At 70.3% G+C, this 15,092-nt stretch carries 14 protein-coding genes; 10 read left to right on the top strand and 4 right to left on the bottom strand.

Going from position 1 to position 15,092, the window contains the following annotated elements:
- Positions 1-12 precede the first annotated feature (12 nt).
- Positions 13-2,517 carry a DNA polymerase III subunit gamma and tau gene (locus ACIBVN_RS07665; RefSeq protein ID WP_397133781.1) on the top strand — a complete coding sequence of 835 codons (2,505 nt, stop codon included), beginning with the start codon at positions 13-15 and terminating at the stop codon, positions 2,515-2,517.
- Positions 2,518-2,811: 294 nt separating this feature from the next.
- On the opposite strand, the gene ACIBVN_RS07660 is transcribed toward ACIBVN_RS07665, so the two are convergent.
- Positions 2,812-4,221 (bottom strand): GAF domain-containing protein, encoded by a 1,410-nt coding sequence (locus tag ACIBVN_RS07660; protein WP_397133779.1) that lies wholly within the window; start codon positions 4,219-4,221, stop codon positions 2,812-2,814.
- 280 nt (positions 4,222-4,501) lie between these two features.
- Here ACIBVN_RS07660 and ACIBVN_RS07655 point away from each other — a divergent pair, with 280 nt between their 5' ends.
- The 5 genes from ACIBVN_RS07655 (at position 4,502) to ACIBVN_RS07635 (ending at position 8,418) form a co-directional block, all read left to right on the top strand.
- Positions 4,502-4,879, top strand: a complete 378-nt coding sequence (locus tag ACIBVN_RS07655) for a YbaB/EbfC family nucleoid-associated protein (RefSeq protein ID WP_397133777.1) — start codon at positions 4,502-4,504, stop codon at positions 4,877-4,879.
- Between the two features lie 2 nt (positions 4,880-4,881).
- Positions 4,882-5,481 (top strand): recombination mediator RecR, encoded by a 600-nt coding sequence (gene recR, locus ACIBVN_RS07650; protein WP_397133775.1) that lies wholly within the window; start codon positions 4,882-4,884, stop codon positions 5,479-5,481.
- Entirely contained in the window at positions 5,474-6,004 is a 531-nt protein-coding gene (locus tag ACIBVN_RS07645; RefSeq protein WP_349447620.1) for a DUF5063 domain-containing protein, read from the top strand. Before recR ends, ACIBVN_RS07645 begins: the two co-directional genes overlap by 8 nt.
- Before the next feature lie 84 nt (positions 6,005-6,088).
- Positions 6,089-7,363 carry an aspartate kinase gene (locus ACIBVN_RS07640; RefSeq protein ID WP_397133773.1) on the top strand — a complete coding sequence of 425 codons (1,275 nt, stop codon included), beginning with the start codon at positions 6,089-6,091 and terminating at the stop codon, positions 7,361-7,363.
- Positions 7,360-8,418, top strand: coding sequence for an aspartate-semialdehyde dehydrogenase (locus tag ACIBVN_RS07635; protein ID WP_397133771.1), 1,059 nt, complete (start codon positions 7,360-7,362; stop codon positions 8,416-8,418). Before ACIBVN_RS07640 ends, ACIBVN_RS07635 begins: the two co-directional genes overlap by 4 nt.
- 77 nt (positions 8,419-8,495) lie before the next feature.
- Here ACIBVN_RS07635 and ACIBVN_RS07630 read toward each other — a convergent pair whose 3' ends face one another.
- Complete coding sequence (locus tag ACIBVN_RS07630; RefSeq protein WP_397133769.1) at positions 8,496-9,125, bottom strand: hypothetical protein; 630 nt, start codon at positions 9,123-9,125, stop codon at positions 8,496-8,498.
- A gap of 360 nt (positions 9,126-9,485) precedes the next feature.
- Here ACIBVN_RS07630 and ACIBVN_RS07625 point away from each other — a divergent pair, with 360 nt between their 5' ends.
- The 4 genes from ACIBVN_RS07625 to ACIBVN_RS07610 all read left to right on the top strand — a co-directional run bounded on the left by ACIBVN_RS07625 (position 9,486) and on the right by ACIBVN_RS07610 (position 12,993).
- On the top strand, positions 9,486-10,154 hold the full coding sequence (locus ACIBVN_RS07625; protein WP_397133767.1) for a TetR/AcrR family transcriptional regulator: 669 nt from the start codon (positions 9,486-9,488) through the stop codon (positions 10,152-10,154).
- Between the two features lie 33 nt (positions 10,155-10,187).
- On the top strand, positions 10,188-11,147 hold the full coding sequence (locus ACIBVN_RS07620) for an LLM class F420-dependent oxidoreductase (protein ID WP_397133765.1): 960 nt from the start codon (positions 10,188-10,190) through the stop codon (positions 11,145-11,147).
- Between the two features lie 8 nt (positions 11,148-11,155).
- Positions 11,156-12,574: an amidase gene (locus tag ACIBVN_RS07615; RefSeq protein ID WP_397133763.1), complete on the top strand. Its 1,419-nt coding sequence runs from the start codon at positions 11,156-11,158 to the stop codon at positions 12,572-12,574.
- A 65-nt stretch (positions 12,575-12,639) separates the two neighbouring features.
- Positions 12,640-12,993 carry a YkvA family protein gene (locus ACIBVN_RS07610; RefSeq protein ID WP_397133761.1) on the top strand — a complete coding sequence of 118 codons (354 nt, stop codon included), beginning with the start codon at positions 12,640-12,642 and terminating at the stop codon, positions 12,991-12,993.
- On the opposite strand, the gene ACIBVN_RS07605 is transcribed toward ACIBVN_RS07610, so the two are convergent.
- Positions 12,990-14,186, bottom strand: a complete 1,197-nt coding sequence (locus ACIBVN_RS07605; protein WP_397133759.1) for an amidohydrolase family protein — start codon at positions 14,184-14,186, stop codon at positions 12,990-12,992. The two genes, ACIBVN_RS07610 and ACIBVN_RS07605, sit on opposite strands and share 4 nt — an antisense overlap.
- 162 nt (positions 14,187-14,348) lie before the next feature.
- On the bottom strand, positions 14,349-15,092 hold the full coding sequence (locus ACIBVN_RS07600) for a tyrosine-protein phosphatase (RefSeq protein WP_397133757.1): 744 nt from the start codon (positions 15,090-15,092) through the stop codon (positions 14,349-14,351).

Below are 15,092 nucleotides of genomic sequence, written 5' to 3'. Positions count from 1 at the left end.
CGGGATGGTCGCATGAGCCTTGCGCTTTACCGCAAGTACCGGCCCGGGACGTTCGCCGAGGTCAAGGGTCAGGAGCACGTCACAGACCCGCTGCGGCAGGCGTTGCGTACAGGCCGGATCAACCACGCCTATCTCTTCAGCGGTCCCCGCGGGTGTGGCAAGACCTCCAGCGCCCGCATCCTGGCGCGCTCTCTCAACTGCGAGCAGGGCCCGACGCCCGATCCGTGCGGCGTCTGCGAGTCGTGCGTCGCGCTCGCCCCGACCGGGCCCGGCCATCTCGACGTCATCGAGATCGACGCCGCCTCGCACGGAGGTGTGGACGACGCGCGCGACCTGCGCGAAAGGGCATTCTTTGCCCCCGTCTCCGCGCGTTACAAGATCTACATCATCGACGAGGCGCACATGGTGACCCGTGAGGGGTTCAACGCGCTGCTCAAGCTCGTCGAGGAGCCCCCGCCGCACCTGAAGTTCATCTTCGCGACGACCGAGCCGGAAAAGGTCATCGGGACGATCAAGTCGCGCACACACCACTACCCGTTCAGGCTGATGCCGCCCGCCACGCTCCGCGCGTTGCTGGAGGAGATCCTCACCTCCGAGAACGTGCCCTTCGAGCCCGCCGCGCTGCCCCTCGTCGTGCGGGCGGGCGCGGGCTCCGCGCGTGACTCGCTCTCCATCCTCGACCAGCTCCTCGCCGGAGCCGAGGAGGACGGCATCACGTACACCAAAGCCGTCTCCCTGCTCGGCTACACCGACGGCGACCTGCTCGACGAGGTCGTCAACGCGTTCGCGGCACGTGACGGCGGACAGGTGTTCCACGCGGTCAACCGGGTGATCGAAGGCGGCCACGATCCCCGCCGCTTCGCCTCCGACCTGCTCGAACGCTTCCGCGACCTGGTAATCCTGGCGAACGTCCCAGAGGCGGCCTCGAGCGGGCTGCTCGACCGCCCCGCCGACGAGCTCGAACGCCTCGTCCAGCAGGCCGCCTCGATGGGTCCGGCCGAGTTGACCCGCGCGGCCGAGGTCTTCAACGCCGGTCTCACCGAGATGCGCGGCGCCACGTCGCCGCGGCTGCTGCTCGAGCTGATGTGCGCCCGCGTGCTGCTTCCCGGCGCCGCGCAGGGTGAGGAGGCTCTGCTCGCCCGCCTCGAACGCCTCGAACGCGGCGGTGCCGTCGCGCAGATGGCCGTCCGGGCCGCTTCCGGCGCATCCGTTCCGGCTGCCGCACCCGCTCCCGCCTCGGTGCCCATCCCGCGACCCGGCACCTCGTCGTCCGGCCGGGTCAGCACCCAGGTCCCAGCGGGGGCCGCCAACGATCCGGCCGGTGCGGACTCCCACGGGCCGGCCGCGCAATCCGCCGCCGCTCCGGCTGCGCAGCCATACGCCGGTTCGACCGCACAGTCTCATGCCGGTTCTGACTCGGCGAGTGCGGGTGCGAGTGCGGGTGTGGGGGTGAGCGCGGGGGCTGATGACTGGCCTGAGCCCGCCCGCCCCGGCTCTCCGTCGGCGGGCGGATCAGGCGGTACGCAGACGGCCCCGGCGATGGGCGGCGCGCCGCAGGCGTCCCAGGCGGGGAGCGGGGCACAGCAGGCCCCTCCGGTTGCCGGGGCTCCCGTGGGGAGCGGAGCCGGCGCCGTACAGGCTCAGTGGGCTGCCGTGCTCGCCGCGCTCAAGCAGCGCAGCATCGTGGTCTGGGCGAACGTGAGCACCAACGCCCAGGTGGTGGGCGTGGAAGGCAATATCGTCACACTGGGCTTCACCCAGGTCGGCGCGATGAAGAACTTCACGGGCGGCGGCAAGGACGCCGTGGTGGCCGGAGCGCTCGGCGACGTGCTCGGCGGCACGTGGCGGGTCGAAGCGGTCGTCGGCGGCTCACCGCCTCCTCCCCGAGGCTCTTCTCGTCCCCCTTCGCACAGCGGCCCGGCCGCAGGTCACGGCGGCCCGGCTGGTGGTCACAACGGCGCGGCTGGTGGTCACGGTACGGCGGTGGGCTCGGCGGGCGCAGCTGGGCCTCAAGGGGCGGCAGGCACACCTGCCACGACCCAACCCCAGGGCCGTACGGCGTCGCACGGCGGTTCCCACGAGGACCGTGGCGCCCAGGAGCCAGGCCCCGGCCAACCTCCGGCCGCATCCCCTGGACGCCAGACCACGGACGAGTCCTGGCCCGACGCTCCAGACGACTTCGGCCCCGGCTCCCCACCGAGCCCTGACCCGACGCAGACCATGCCCGCCACACAACACGCCGCCGCACCGGCGGGGGGCTCCCCGGGAGGCGGTACGGGCTTGGCCGCCGCGAGGTCGGCGGCGCGAGCCGCCGCGCAGGCGGGACCCCGCGTCCCGTCCGCCCGTGGCGGCGCCGCGGCCTGGCCGGAGACGGTCCCCGGCCGCAACAAGGTGCCGGATTCGGACGACGTCGACCCGTTGAACGACGCGGACGCCGACGTGGACGCGGTCTCGGGCATGGCCCTGCTGGAGCGCGAACTGGGCGCCCAGGTGATCGGCGAAATCGACCACACCTGACCCGACCGGGGCCTGGCCCCTCGACGAGACGACACGCCGGCAGGCCCCACGACGCCACGATGGCGACGCCTGCCCCGCGACGCCACGATGGCGACGCCTGCCCCGCGACGCCACGATGGCGACGCCTGCCCCGCGACGCCACGATGGGCGACGCCTGCCCTACGACACCAGGATGGGACGCCTGCCCCACGACGGCCACGATGGGCATGGGGAAGAGTGCGACGTTACGGCCTGAACTCGTGGTGAAGTGATGGCCGCAGTGACGACGTTCCGTGAGAAACGGCCGTAAAGGGCTCAGACGCCCAGGCGGGAGCGCGCGGTGGCGGAGCGGGGGTCGGTGGCGGGGAGGGCGGCGAGGCGCTCCAGGACCTCGTAGTCGTCGTGGCCGTTGCAGGTCTGCGCGTACACCCACAGCTCGTCCGGCGAGCCGTACCGCAGCAGGCAGGCCCGCACCTGGGCCTCCAGCTCGTCACGTTCGCGGCGGATCTCCGGTGACTCCGAGCGCAGCAGCAGCGGACCCGGGTAAGCGTGAGCCAGGGCGCGCGGGTCGTTCAGCGACAGGTGGCGCCGCACCTCCAGAAAGTCGGCCTCCAGCGGGCAGGTCAGCCGGTAGGGCTTGGCCGCGATGGCGTCCCCGAGCTGGGCCCGCAACCGATGGATCTCCGCCCTGATCGTCACCGGGTTGCCCTCGTCCCCATAGAGGTAGAACGAGAGCTGCTCGGCCGTCAGCCCGTGCGGATGCAGCGCCAGCAGGGCCAGGATCTCCGCGTGCCGGAGCGACAGGGGCCGGTCGAGGTCGCCGAACGTGGCCCTGGGCGGCCTCTCGCCGAGGAAGGTGAGAGTGAGGGCGGCAGGCGCGGCGGACGGCGTGGGCCGCAGGAGGAAACCGTCGGAGAACGGCTCGACCAGGGCGACGGACCCGTCGGCGAGTATCACCCGGCGGCCGGTGAGGCGCAGGCGTTCGCCCAGGTCGCCCGCCGGGTCACCCAGAAGGACGCGGCCGGTGGACGACAGCAGCACCCCGGGCCGTCCGCGCAGGGACTCGTAGCGCCGGCGCAGGCGTTCGTCGCGCTCGTGCATGCGCAGCGCGAGCTGGGTCTCGGCGAGCTTGGCCGTGGCGGCGACCAGGGCGACGGTGGCCGGGTGCAGGCTGCGCGAGGTGCCGCTGACGTCGACGCAGCCGATGACGAGGCCCGAGTCGGGATCTGTGATGGGGGCGGCGCTGCACGACCAGATGTGCAGCACCCGCATGAGGTGCTCCTCGGAGTAGACGTGCACGGGCCGGCCGGCGGCGAGCGCGGTGCCGATGCCGTTGGTGCCGACGCTGTCCTCGGTCCATTGGTGCCCGTCGGCCAGGCCGATCTGGTCGGCGCGGCGCATGATCGTGTGGTTGCCGTCGCGCCACAGGATCCGGCCTTCACCATCCGTGACGATCAACACCTCGTCCGCCAGGCCGGTGAGGGTCTGCGCGATCAGCGGCACCAACGGCTGCAGCGGGTGGGCCTGGCGAACGTCCTTTATGCGGGAAACGTCGTAAACCAGGGGTGCACCCTTGCTTTCCGGGTCGATCCCGGCCTCCAGGGAACGTTCCCAGGATGCGGTGATCAGGCTGCGGGGCAGCTCCTGCCAGTCGCGGCCGGTCGCCGCCGCTTCGTGTGCTCCGCGCAGAAGACGGGAGTACGCGTTGAGATGGGCGTAACTCATCGGTCACTCCAAGTAGTCAATTAGAGCATCCGTCTTCGAGGCGATCCGCGCAAGCTATTCGGGGGGATTGCGGAGGGTGATTGAATGAACGCAACCTGTGTGCAACGTTCGGCTCATTAGGTTCCTGAATCAACGCGTCGGCGTGGTGCGGCCGCTCCGCCGACGTGGTGGCCGGGTCTCGGACGCTGGAGGGGGGCCGAGATCCGGCCAAAAACATCCCATAGGCGGGGCACCCCAGTACATGACGCCGCCCAAACCCCGTAGGCTCGTGGAGTCAAGAATGCGGAGCCACGAGGAGCGCACCACGGTGAACCCAGGGGATGTCAACCTGCAGCAGCTGCTGGAGCAGGCCCAGCTCATGCAGCAGCAGCTTGTGAGCGCCCAGCAGGAGCTCAACGACGCGCAGATCGAGGGCTCGTCCGGCGGCGGGCTTGTCACGGCCGTCGTCAACGGTTCGGGCGAGCTGCTCGAGCTCAAGATCGACCCGAGCGTGATCGACGCCGGCGACCCGCAGGACACCGCCGACACGATCGCCGACCTGGTGATCGCGGCCGTCCGCGACGCCGTACGCGCCGCTGCCGACCTGCAACAGGAGAAGCTCGGCCCGCTGGCCCAAGGGCTGGGCGGCGGCGGCCTCGGACAGTTGCCAGGGTTCTAGGCATGTACGAAGGGGTCGTCCAGAATCTGATCGACGAGCTCGGCCTGCTGCCCGGCGTCGGTCCCAAGAGCGCGCAGCGGATCGCGTTCCACCTGCTGGCGGCCGATCCAGCCGACGTCAAGCGATTGGCGCACGCGTTGCTGGAGGTCAAGGAGAAGGTCCGCTTCTGCCGGGTCTGCGGAAACGTGGCCGCGGAGGAAGAGTGCCGCATCTGCCGCGACCAGCGCCGCGACACGCACGTGATCTGCGTGGTCGAGGAGTCGAAGGACGTCGTGGCGATCGAGAAGACGCGCGAGTTCCGCGGCACCTACCACGTGCTCGGCGGCGCGATCAGCCCGATCGACGGCATCGGCCCCGATGACCTGCGCATTCGCGAGCTCATGACGCGTCTGGCCGACGGCCGGGTCACCGAGCTCATCCTCGCCACCGATCCCAATCTCGAGGGTGAGGCGACTGCTACCTACCTGGCCCGTCTGGTCAAGCCGATGGGCATCAAAGTGACACGACTGGCCAGCGGTCTGCCTGTGGGCGGTGACCTCGAATACGCCGACGAGGTGACCTTGGGCCGCGCGTTCGAAGGACGGAGGCTGCTGGATGTCTGACCAGTGGAGCGCCCTTGCCGAAGAGATCTCCGGGCACGCGCAGGACTACGTCGACGGCCTGACCAGGGTCGCGGGCGGCGAGGGCGGCGACGCCATCTGGTCGCTGCTGCTGGTGGAGGTCGCGCAGGTGAGCCTGGCGGGCGCCAAGCTCGGGGCCAACCGCGACGTGATCCTCGCGGGCAACAACGAGCCGCCGATGAGCGAGGATCCCGACATCGACGGCGTGCGCACCGCGCTGGCCGAGCGGCTGGAGGCGGTCGACGACTACGCCGAGGTGTTCGACCCGTACAAGGACACCGCCGTCACGCCGTACCGGCTCTCCGACGACCTGACCGCGGTCGCCGCCGACCTCATCCACGGGCTGCGCCACTACCACGCGGGGCGCCCTTACGAGGCGCTCTGGTGGTGGCAGTACTCCTACTTCAACACCTGGGGCAACCACGCGGGCGCCGCGATGCGCGCGCTGCAGGCGCTGGCCGCGCACTCGCGCCTCGACGTGGCCGAGGAGACCACCGCCGTCTGATCATCCATATAGTGGTATGGGCCATCGGCCGCATGAGAGGCCCCCAGTAGACTGACAGCTCACAGTCCAAACCGGGAGACTCTCGTGGCGCTCGTTGTGCAAAAGTACGGTGGTTCGTCCGTCGCCGACGCGTCCTGCATCAAGCGGGTCGCGCAGCGGATCGTCGCGACGAAAAAAGCCGGCAACGACGTGGTCGTGATCGTCTCCGCCATGGGCGACACGACGGACGAGCTACTCGACCTGGCCGAGCAGGTGTCGCCGCTGCCTCCTGGCCGCGAGCTCGACATGCTGCTGACCTCGGGCGAGCGCATCTCGATGGCCCTGCTGGCGATGGCGATCGCCAACCTCGGCCACGAGGCCCGTTCGTTCACCGGCTCGCAGGCAGGTGTGATCACCGACTCCACCCACGGCAAGGCGCGCATCATCGACGTGACGCCCAGCCGCATCCGTGAGGCGATCGACCAGGGCCACATCGCGATCGTGGCCGGGTTCCAGGGCGTCTCGCAGGACACCAAGGACATCACCACGTTGGGCCGTGGCGGGTCCGACACCACGGCGGTGGCGCTGGCGGCGGCCCTGCAGGCCGACGTGTGCGAGATCTACACCGACGTGGACGGCGTGTTCACCGCCGACCCGCGCATCGTTCCTGCGGCGCGGCAGATCCCCAGGATCTCGTACGACGAGATGATGGAGATGGCCGCCTGCGGCGCGAAGATCCTGCATCTGCGCTGCGTGGAATACGCCCGCCGGTTCGACCTGCCGATTCACGTCCGCAGCTCGTTCAGCACCAGGGAAGGCACGTGGGTCGTCTCCGACCCTTACACCGAAGGAACCGAGATGGAGCAGCCGATCATCTCCGGCGTCGCGCACGACCGGAGCGAGGCCAAGATCACTGTTGTCGGGGTCCCCGACAAGGTCGGAGAGGCTGCCTCGATCTTCAAAACGCTGGCCGACGCCGAGATCAACATTGACATGATCGTGCAGAACGTCTCGGCCGCGGCCACGGGCCGCACGGACATCTCCTTCACGCTGCCCACGGCGGACGCCCAGACGGCGCTGTCGTCGCTGAAGAAGATCCAGGGCCAGATCGGCTACGAGTCGCTGCTCTTCGACGACCAGATCGGGAAGGTGTCGCTGATCGGCGCGGGCATGCGCTCGCACCCCGGCGTCACGGCGACGTTCTTCGCGGCCCTCGCCGACGCGGGGGTCAACATCGAGATGATCTCCACCTCGGAGATCCGCATCTCAGTGATCGTCGAGCAGGACGGCGTCGACGCGGCCGTGGCGGCCGCCCACCGCGCGTTCTCGCTCGACGCCGACCAGGTCGAAGCCGTGGTGTACGGAGGTAGTGGACGATGAGCAGGCCCAGTCTCGCCCTGATCGGCGCCACCGGCGCGGTGGGCACCGTCATGCGCGACATCGTGTCGTCGCGTGAGGACATCTGGGGCGAGATCCGTCTCGTCGCCTCGCCCCGCTCGGCGGGCAAGGTGCTCCAGGTACGCGGCGAGGACGTCGTGGTCCAGGCCCTCGCGCCCGAGGTCTTCGACGGCATCGACGTCGCCATCTTCGACGTGCCCGACGAGGTGTCGGCGGTGTGGGTGCCGATCGCGGCCGAGCGCGGCGCGATCGCGATCGACAAGTCGGGCACGTTCCGCATGGAGCCGGACGTGCCGCTGGTCGTGCCCGAGGTCAACCCGCTCGACGCGCGTAACCGGCCGCGCAACATCATCTCGACCCCCAACTGCACGACGCTGTCGATGATGGCGGCCATGGGGGCGCTGCACGCCGAGTTCACGCTCACCGAGCTGGTCGTCGCCTCCTACCAGGCGGTGTCGGGCGCCGGTGTGGCGGGCTCCGCGCGGCTCTACGACGAGGTCGAGGCGCTGGCCGGCGACCGCACGATCGGCCAGGCGGCCGGTGACGTGCGCAAGGTGCTGGCCAACAAGCTGCCGGAGGAGTCGCCGTTCCCCGCGCCCATCGCGTTCAACGTGGTGCCGTGGGCGGGCTCGTACAAGGACGGCGGCTGGGCCTCAGAGGAGCTCAAGCTCCGCAACGAGTCCCGCAAGATCCTCGGCATCCCCGACCTGAAGGTCTCGGCGACCTGCGTGCGCGTGCCGGTGGTCACGACCCACTCGCTGGCCGTGCACGCGCGGTTCGAGCGCGAGATCACGGTCGCCGACGCGCACCGCGTCCTTGAGGCGGCGCCGACGGTGGTCCTCGTGGACGACCCGGCCAACGGCGTGTACCCGACGCCTCTCGACGTCGTGGGCACCGACCCGACCTACGTGGGCCGCATCCGGCAGGCGATCGACTTCCCCAACACGCTCGACCTGTTCGTGTGCGGCGACAACCTGCGCAAGGGCGCGGCGCTCAACGCGGCGGAGATCGCCGAGCTGGTCGCGGCCGAGCTGTAGTCCGTCTGATGGTGTGACGCCGTGCTTCCCGGCGCGGCGTCCGCCGTCTTACGGCCGCGTCACCGGAACAGGCCGCGTCACCGGAACAGAATGTCCCAGTGGTCGCTCTCGTCGGCGAAGATCGTGCCTGAGTCGGCGCGGTACAGCCGCGCGCCGTCGCTGCGCGTTCCGGCCTTCTCGTGATTTTTCGTGATGTACGGGTCGATGCAGCTGTTGTGGGAAATGTCGAGCTTGTAGCCGTTCCCGTGGCTGTAGACCCCAGGAGCATGGCCTGCCTCCGTGCCCCCGGTGACCATGATCGGGCAGCCGCTCTCGCGCTTCAGGTCCATGATGCCGGCGATCGTCCCGGTCCGCACCGAGTCGAGCGAGGTGCAGTTGTGACCGTGCTTGCTCGTGCAGTTGCCGCTCGACCTCGTCTTCACGCCCCCGCTCTTCAGCCACCCGGCGGCGGTGGTGTGGGACATCTGTATGGCCCCCTGCCGCGGCAGGACGCGCGTCAGATCGACGCGAGAGTGCTTGCCCGCCAGGCGTGGCCGTGCCCGGGCAATTCGTGCCGTCCGGACGTGTGCGGGCCTCTTGGCGGGCTTGACGGCCGCCGAGCGCGGTTTTCGCGGCCCGATCGGGCGCTCCGTGCGCCAGTCCCGCGTGTCGGCCGATTCGCCCATCGGCGAGTCCAGGAGGGCCGCCAGTTCCTCGCGGTCCGTCATGAGCGGTTCGAAAGCCCATGGCTCGCCCAGGTGCGGTCCGACCTCGTAGTCCCAGTCGGTAAGTCCGGCCGTGTCGTGGCTGCTCCCTGCCGGCGACCCTCCGGGGTGGGTAGCGGCTGAAGCGGCCGAGGCCAGCGCGATTATGGAGATCTCAACGCCGAGGAGTGCGACTACTGTGAGGCGCACTGTTCCACGTATCCACATGTCGATGCCTTTTCGCGGAAATAGCCCTTCCGCCTGAAACGACAATCCCACCATTCACGGGAGATAACTCATGCCGCGGAGGCAACTTTGCCTTGTGGCGGCGATCACCGTGCGGCTCCATGACCTACGAGCGGAAAACCACGTAAAGTGACGAACGTGTCCGAAGCCCGAAACCGAGGATCGGAGAGCACCCGAGAGGTCATTGTCGAGACGGCACTGCGGTTGTTCAGGGAGCGCGGCTTCGACGCGACCACAATGCGTGCCATCGCCGCCGAGGCCGGGGTGTCCGTGGGCAACGCCTACTACTACTTCGACAGCAAGGAGGCGTTGATCCAGGCGTACTACGACCGCGCCCAGGCCGAGCACGAGGAGGCCTGCAGGCAGTTCCTGGCCACCGAGACATCGTTCGCGGCCAGGCTGAGCGGAGTGCTACGCGAATGGGTACGCGTGTCCGAGCCGTACCACGAGTTCGCCGTCAAGTTCTACAAACACGCGGCCGAGCCGACCAACCCGCTGAGCCCGTTCAGTGAGCAGTCCTCACCTGCCCGGGAGGCCTCCATCGCGATCTACCGGCAGGTCGTGGAGGGGTCGCGCGACCGCATGAACGCCGAGCTGCGGAAGGAGCTGCCCGAGCTGCTCTGGCTGCTGTCCATGGGCATGGTGCTGTTCTGGGTGCACGACACCTCGCCGGGTTGTGCGCGAACGTACCGGCTGATCGAGGTGACGGTGCCGCTGGTGGACCGGCTGGTCGGACTGTCACATCTACCGGGTTTGAGGGGGATCACGAAGGACTTCATCGCGGCGGTCCACGAGCTGCGCGCCTAGAACCACATACCGGTCGGTTGGTACGGTGCGGGAATGAGTCAGAACTGGGGCATGACCATCCCGTTCTCCGACCGCTCGCTGTCGAAGTCGCGGGAGCTGATCGCGGAGCTGCCCGGGCTCGGCTACACCGACGCGTGGTCCGCCGAGGTCAACGGGGCCGACGGGTTCGTGCCGCTGGCCATGGCCGCGCAGTGGGCCCCGGGGATCAGGCTGGGCAGCGCCATCGTGCCCGTCTCGACGCGCGGTCCCGGGCTGCTGGCCATGTCCGCGGCCACGCTGGCCGACCTGGCGCCCGAGCAGTTCGTGCTGGGCATCGGCGCGTCCTCGCCGGCGATCGTCGAGCGATGGAACGCGGGGCGGTTCGAGCGGCCGTACGCGCGCACGCGGGACACGCTGCGTTTCCTGAAGAAGGCCCTGGCGGGGGAGAAGGTCTCGGAGGCGTACGAGACGTTCGAGGTCAAGGGGTTCAAGCTGGAGCGGGCCCCGGAGATCCCGCCCAAGATCGTGCTGGCCGCGCTGCGGCCCAGGATGCTCCGGCTGGCCGCAGAGGAGGCCGACGGCGCGATCACGAACTGGCTCTCGCCCGACGACGTACGCAAGGTGCGCGCCGAGCTGGGTGAGGGCACGGAGCTGATCGCCCGCCTGTTCGTCTGCGTGAGCGAGGACGTCGACCGGGTGCGGGAGATGGCCAGGTGGATGCTGGCCAGTTATCTGACCGTCCCGGTGTACGCCGCCTTCCACGACTGGCTGGGCCGGGGCGAGGTGCTGCGTCCCATGCACGAGGCGTGGCGGGCCGGCGACCGGCAGGCGGCGCTCAAGGCCATCCCCGACGAGGTGGTGGACGCCCTGATCGTGCACGGCGACGCGGCCACCTGCCGGGCCAGGATCCAGGAGTACGTGGACAACGGGCTCGACACCCCTGTACTAGCGCCCGTCCCGGGCGGGGAGGTCTCCATCGAGCAGGCCGTGCGGGCGCTGGCCCCCGAAGCATAGGAGCGGGCATGGACGACGTACTCGGGCTGGACGCGGTCGGTCAGGCCCAGGCGGTCAGGGACGGGCAGGTGTCGGCTCGGGAGCTGGCCGAGGCCGCCATCGCGCACATCGAGGCCCATGACGGCGAGCTGAACGCGGTCATCCACCGCCGGTTCGAGCGGGCGCTGGCCGAGATCGACTCCATCCCGGAGGACGCGCCGTTCCGCGGCGTGCCGATCCTGCTCAAGGACCTCGGCTGGCGGCAGGCGGGCGAGCCGTACGGCGCGGGCTCGAACGTGCGTGACGGCGTGGAGCCGGGCATGGACGGGTACGGCGTCGTGCGCCTGCGCGAGGCCGGGTTCGTCATGCTCGGGCGGACGAACACCCCCGAGTTCGGCAGCACGATCACCACGGAGCCGGTGGCGTTCGGGCCGACGCGCAGCCCGTACGATCCCGCGTACTCGCCGGGGGGTTCGAGCGGCGGGTCGGCGGCGGCGGTGGCGGCTGGGATGGTGGCGCTGGCCACCGCGAGCGACGGGGGCGGCTCGATCCGCATCCCGGCGTCCCTGTGCGGCCTGGTGGGGCTCAAGCCGTCGCGCGGGCGCGTGAGTGCGGGGCCGGCCATGGGCGAGGGGTGGAGCGGGTTCTCGTGCGCGGGATTCGTGAGCAGGAGCGTGCGTGACACGGCGGCGGCGCTCGACGTCGTGTCCGGCATGTACCCCGGCGACCCGTACGACGCCCCCGCCCTGCCGGGGCCGCTGGCCGCCGAGGTGGGCAGGGAGCCGGGGCGGCTGCGCGTCGGGTTCCTCACCAGTCATCCCAACAGGGCCGTGCCCGACTCGCCCGAGCTCACCGAGGCCGTCACCAGGGCCGCCGCGCTGCTGGAGTCGCTCGGTCACGACGTCGCGCCCGGCGGCCCCGAGGCGCTCGCCGAGCCGAACTTCGCCCAGCAGTTCGGCGCCATCGTGGCGAACAACCTGGCCGCGCACGTGGCGAGCCTCGGCGAGCTGCGCGGCAAGCCCGTGCAGCCGGAGGAGCTGGAGCCGCGCAACGCCGCCATGCTCGCCGCGGCGGTCAAGCACAGCGCGGCCGACCACATCCTGGCCACCCAGTGGGTGGACGGCTTCCGCCGCCGCATGGCCGCGTGGTGGAGCGCGGGCCACGACCTGCTGCTGATGCCCTCGCTGGGCGTCGCGCCGTTCCCGCTGGGCTGGATCCCGCCGGACGACCTCAGCACCGCGTTCGGCAGGACCGGGCACGCCGTGGCGTACACCTCGCCGATCAACGCGACCGGACAGCCGGCCATCTCGCTCCCGCTGCACACGACCGAGGCGGGGCTGCCGGTGGGCGTGCAGCTCGTGGCGGCGGCGGGGAGGGAGGACCTGCTGATCAGGGTGGCCGCGCAGATCGAGCTGGCCAGGCCGTTCGCGCACGCGGCCATGCGCTGATCGCCAGGAACTCGTGGCCGTGCCGACGCGTTATGTCGTGAGAGGACGGGGGTAGGGGGTTTCTCATGATGGCGAAGGCAGCACGGGCGGCGGCGGCGTGGCGGACGTACCGCGAGGTGACCAAGCCAGGCTCGCCCAGCCTGATGACCAGGGTCAGGGCGATTCCGCGGATGGTCGGCGCGGTCATGCGCGGGCAGTACGAGGGCATGGGCAAGGGCAGGCTCGCCCTGCTCGGGCTCGGGGTGGTCTACATCCTGTCGCCCATCGACGTGGTGCCCGACTTCCTGATGCTGATCGGCGTGGCCGACGACTTCGGCGTGTTCCTGTGGCTCGTCGCCTCGCTGCTCGGCGAGAGCGGTCGCTACGTCGAGCACGAGCGGCACGTCATCCAGGGGCGGCTCCTGGAGGAGGAGGCCTAGATCTCCTCCATCCGCAGCCAGGCGCGTGAGGGCAGCGGGTGGCCGAAGAGGCGGGCGGCGTTGCCGTAGGCGACCCTGGCGATGTCGGCGGGCGGGAGCGTGCCGAGGTTGCGCGCCACGGACTTCTGCGTGTCCGGCCAGGTCGAGTCGGAGTGCGGATAGCCGCTCTCCTGCAGCACGTGGTCGAGCCCGACCGCGAGGCGCACGCCCGACAGCGCGTGGTCGTCGAGCGTGCCGAAGAAGAAGTTGCGGCGCAGCACCTCGCTGGGCTTGAGCCCGCCCTCCCAGGACGCCTCACTGGCGACCGGGTGGTCGAGGGCGTAGTCGGCACGCTCGGCGAGCATCGGCAGCCAGCCCACGCCGCCCTCGACGATGAGGATGCGCAGCGCGGGGAAGCGCAGCGCCACCCCCGACCAGAGCCAGTCGGCGCAGGCGAACATGGCGCTCGTCGGCATCAGCGTGGTGATGGCCTCGATGGGCGTGTCGGGAGAGGGCACGGGAGACCACGACGAGTCGCCCGCGTGCAGGGCGATGACCGTGCCGGTCTCCTCGCAGGCGGCGAAGAACGGGTCCCAGTGGCCGGAGTGGATCGACGGCAGCCGGAGCCGGGTCGGGAACTCGGGGAAGACGACGGCCTTGAAGCCGCGGGCGGCGTTGGCGCGGATCTCCTTGGCGGCCACGTCGGGATCGGGCAGCCACGGCAGCTGCAGGCCGATCATGCGCTCGGGGTAGGTGCCCGCCCAGACGTCGATGTGCCAGTCGTTCCACGCCTTGACCAGGGCCAGACCGAGCTCCTGGTCGCGCGTCCTGGCGAACGGCATGCCCGACTGCCCGGCCAGCATGCCGGGGAAGCACATCGCGGCCCAGATGCCCGCGATGTCCATGTCCTGGATGCGGGCCTCGATGTCGTGGCAGCCGGGGCGCATGTGCTCGAACCTGATCGGCTCGAGCGTGCGCTGCTCGCGGGGCAGCCCGGCGCCCACGTCGATGCCGGCGCACGGGTAGGTCGCCCCGCCGTAGCGCCAGACCTGGTGACCCGCCTCCGTCTCCACGACCTTGGGCGCGACCTCGGCATATTTCTCCGGCAACCGGCCTTCGAACAAGTCGGGAGGCTCGATCAGGTGATCGTCGGCGGAGATGATCACGTAGTCGCGCCGCCTCGGGTCAGGGTCGGGGAGCAGCGGCGTAGTCACGCAGGTAACCGTACGACGGCGGGATAACGTCGAACAAGCTGCGACGTATCCGTTGGGTCTCCAAGATTTTGGACCCGGGACCGCCGGGAGGGGGATTGCGGGCGGTCCCAGGCCCGGGATGGGCCGCTCGTCTGGACGCAGCAGACGGGACCCGGCCTGCCACTACCCGCTTGTGCCCGGTTCAGTCAGCAGGTGGTCGCGCAGTTCTGCGATGGTGGCGGGGGAGACGTTCAGGACCTGTGTGACGTACCTCTCGATCGAGCCGTGCCGCGCCGACAGATCGGTGAGGAAGAACCGCATGGCCTCCGCGGGCGCCGTGCCGAATCCCGGCCACAGGCGCGCGTCGGGATGCCTCCTGCGCCAGTCGGCGATGAAGGCCTCGGTGGCCAGCCCGGTGAGGGCGTAGTCCGCCACGATGTCGTCCTCGCCGACGCCCGCCAGCGACAGGACCAGCGCGGTGAGCACGCCGGTGCGGTCCTTGCCCGCAGCGCAGTGGATCACCACGGGGGCGTTCTCGGCCCGCGCGATCGTCTCCAGCGCGGTCCTGAGGTTCGCGACGCCGTCCTCGCTCACCTCGAGGTAGCGGTCGGCGAGGTATCTCCCGACCCCGATCTCCTCGCGGTACGGCGTGAGCTCCCAGCGGCGTCCCTCGATGGGCAGGTTGTGGTAGTGCTGTCCCTCGGTGTCGGGAACGCGTCCCGCTTTCTCGATCTCGAACGAGTGCCGCAGGTCGATGACCGTGCGCACGTGTAAGGCGCGGAAGGCCGCGAGATCGTCCCCGGCCAGCCAGCCCAGCGAGTCGGCCCGGTAGAGCCGCTGCCATTGGACGGTGCGCCCGTCCTGGGTGGCATATCCACCTACGTCGCGAAAATTCCGGATACTGGCGAACTCAATGTGGCGGATCAC

Source organism: Nonomuraea sp. NPDC049400, from assembly GCF_044466425.1.
GTDB lineage: Bacteria > Actinomycetota > Actinomycetes > Streptosporangiales > Streptosporangiaceae > Nonomuraea.
The sequence above is the reverse complement of the archived record's forward strand: the minus strand, read 5'-3'. Positions and strand labels throughout refer to the sequence as shown.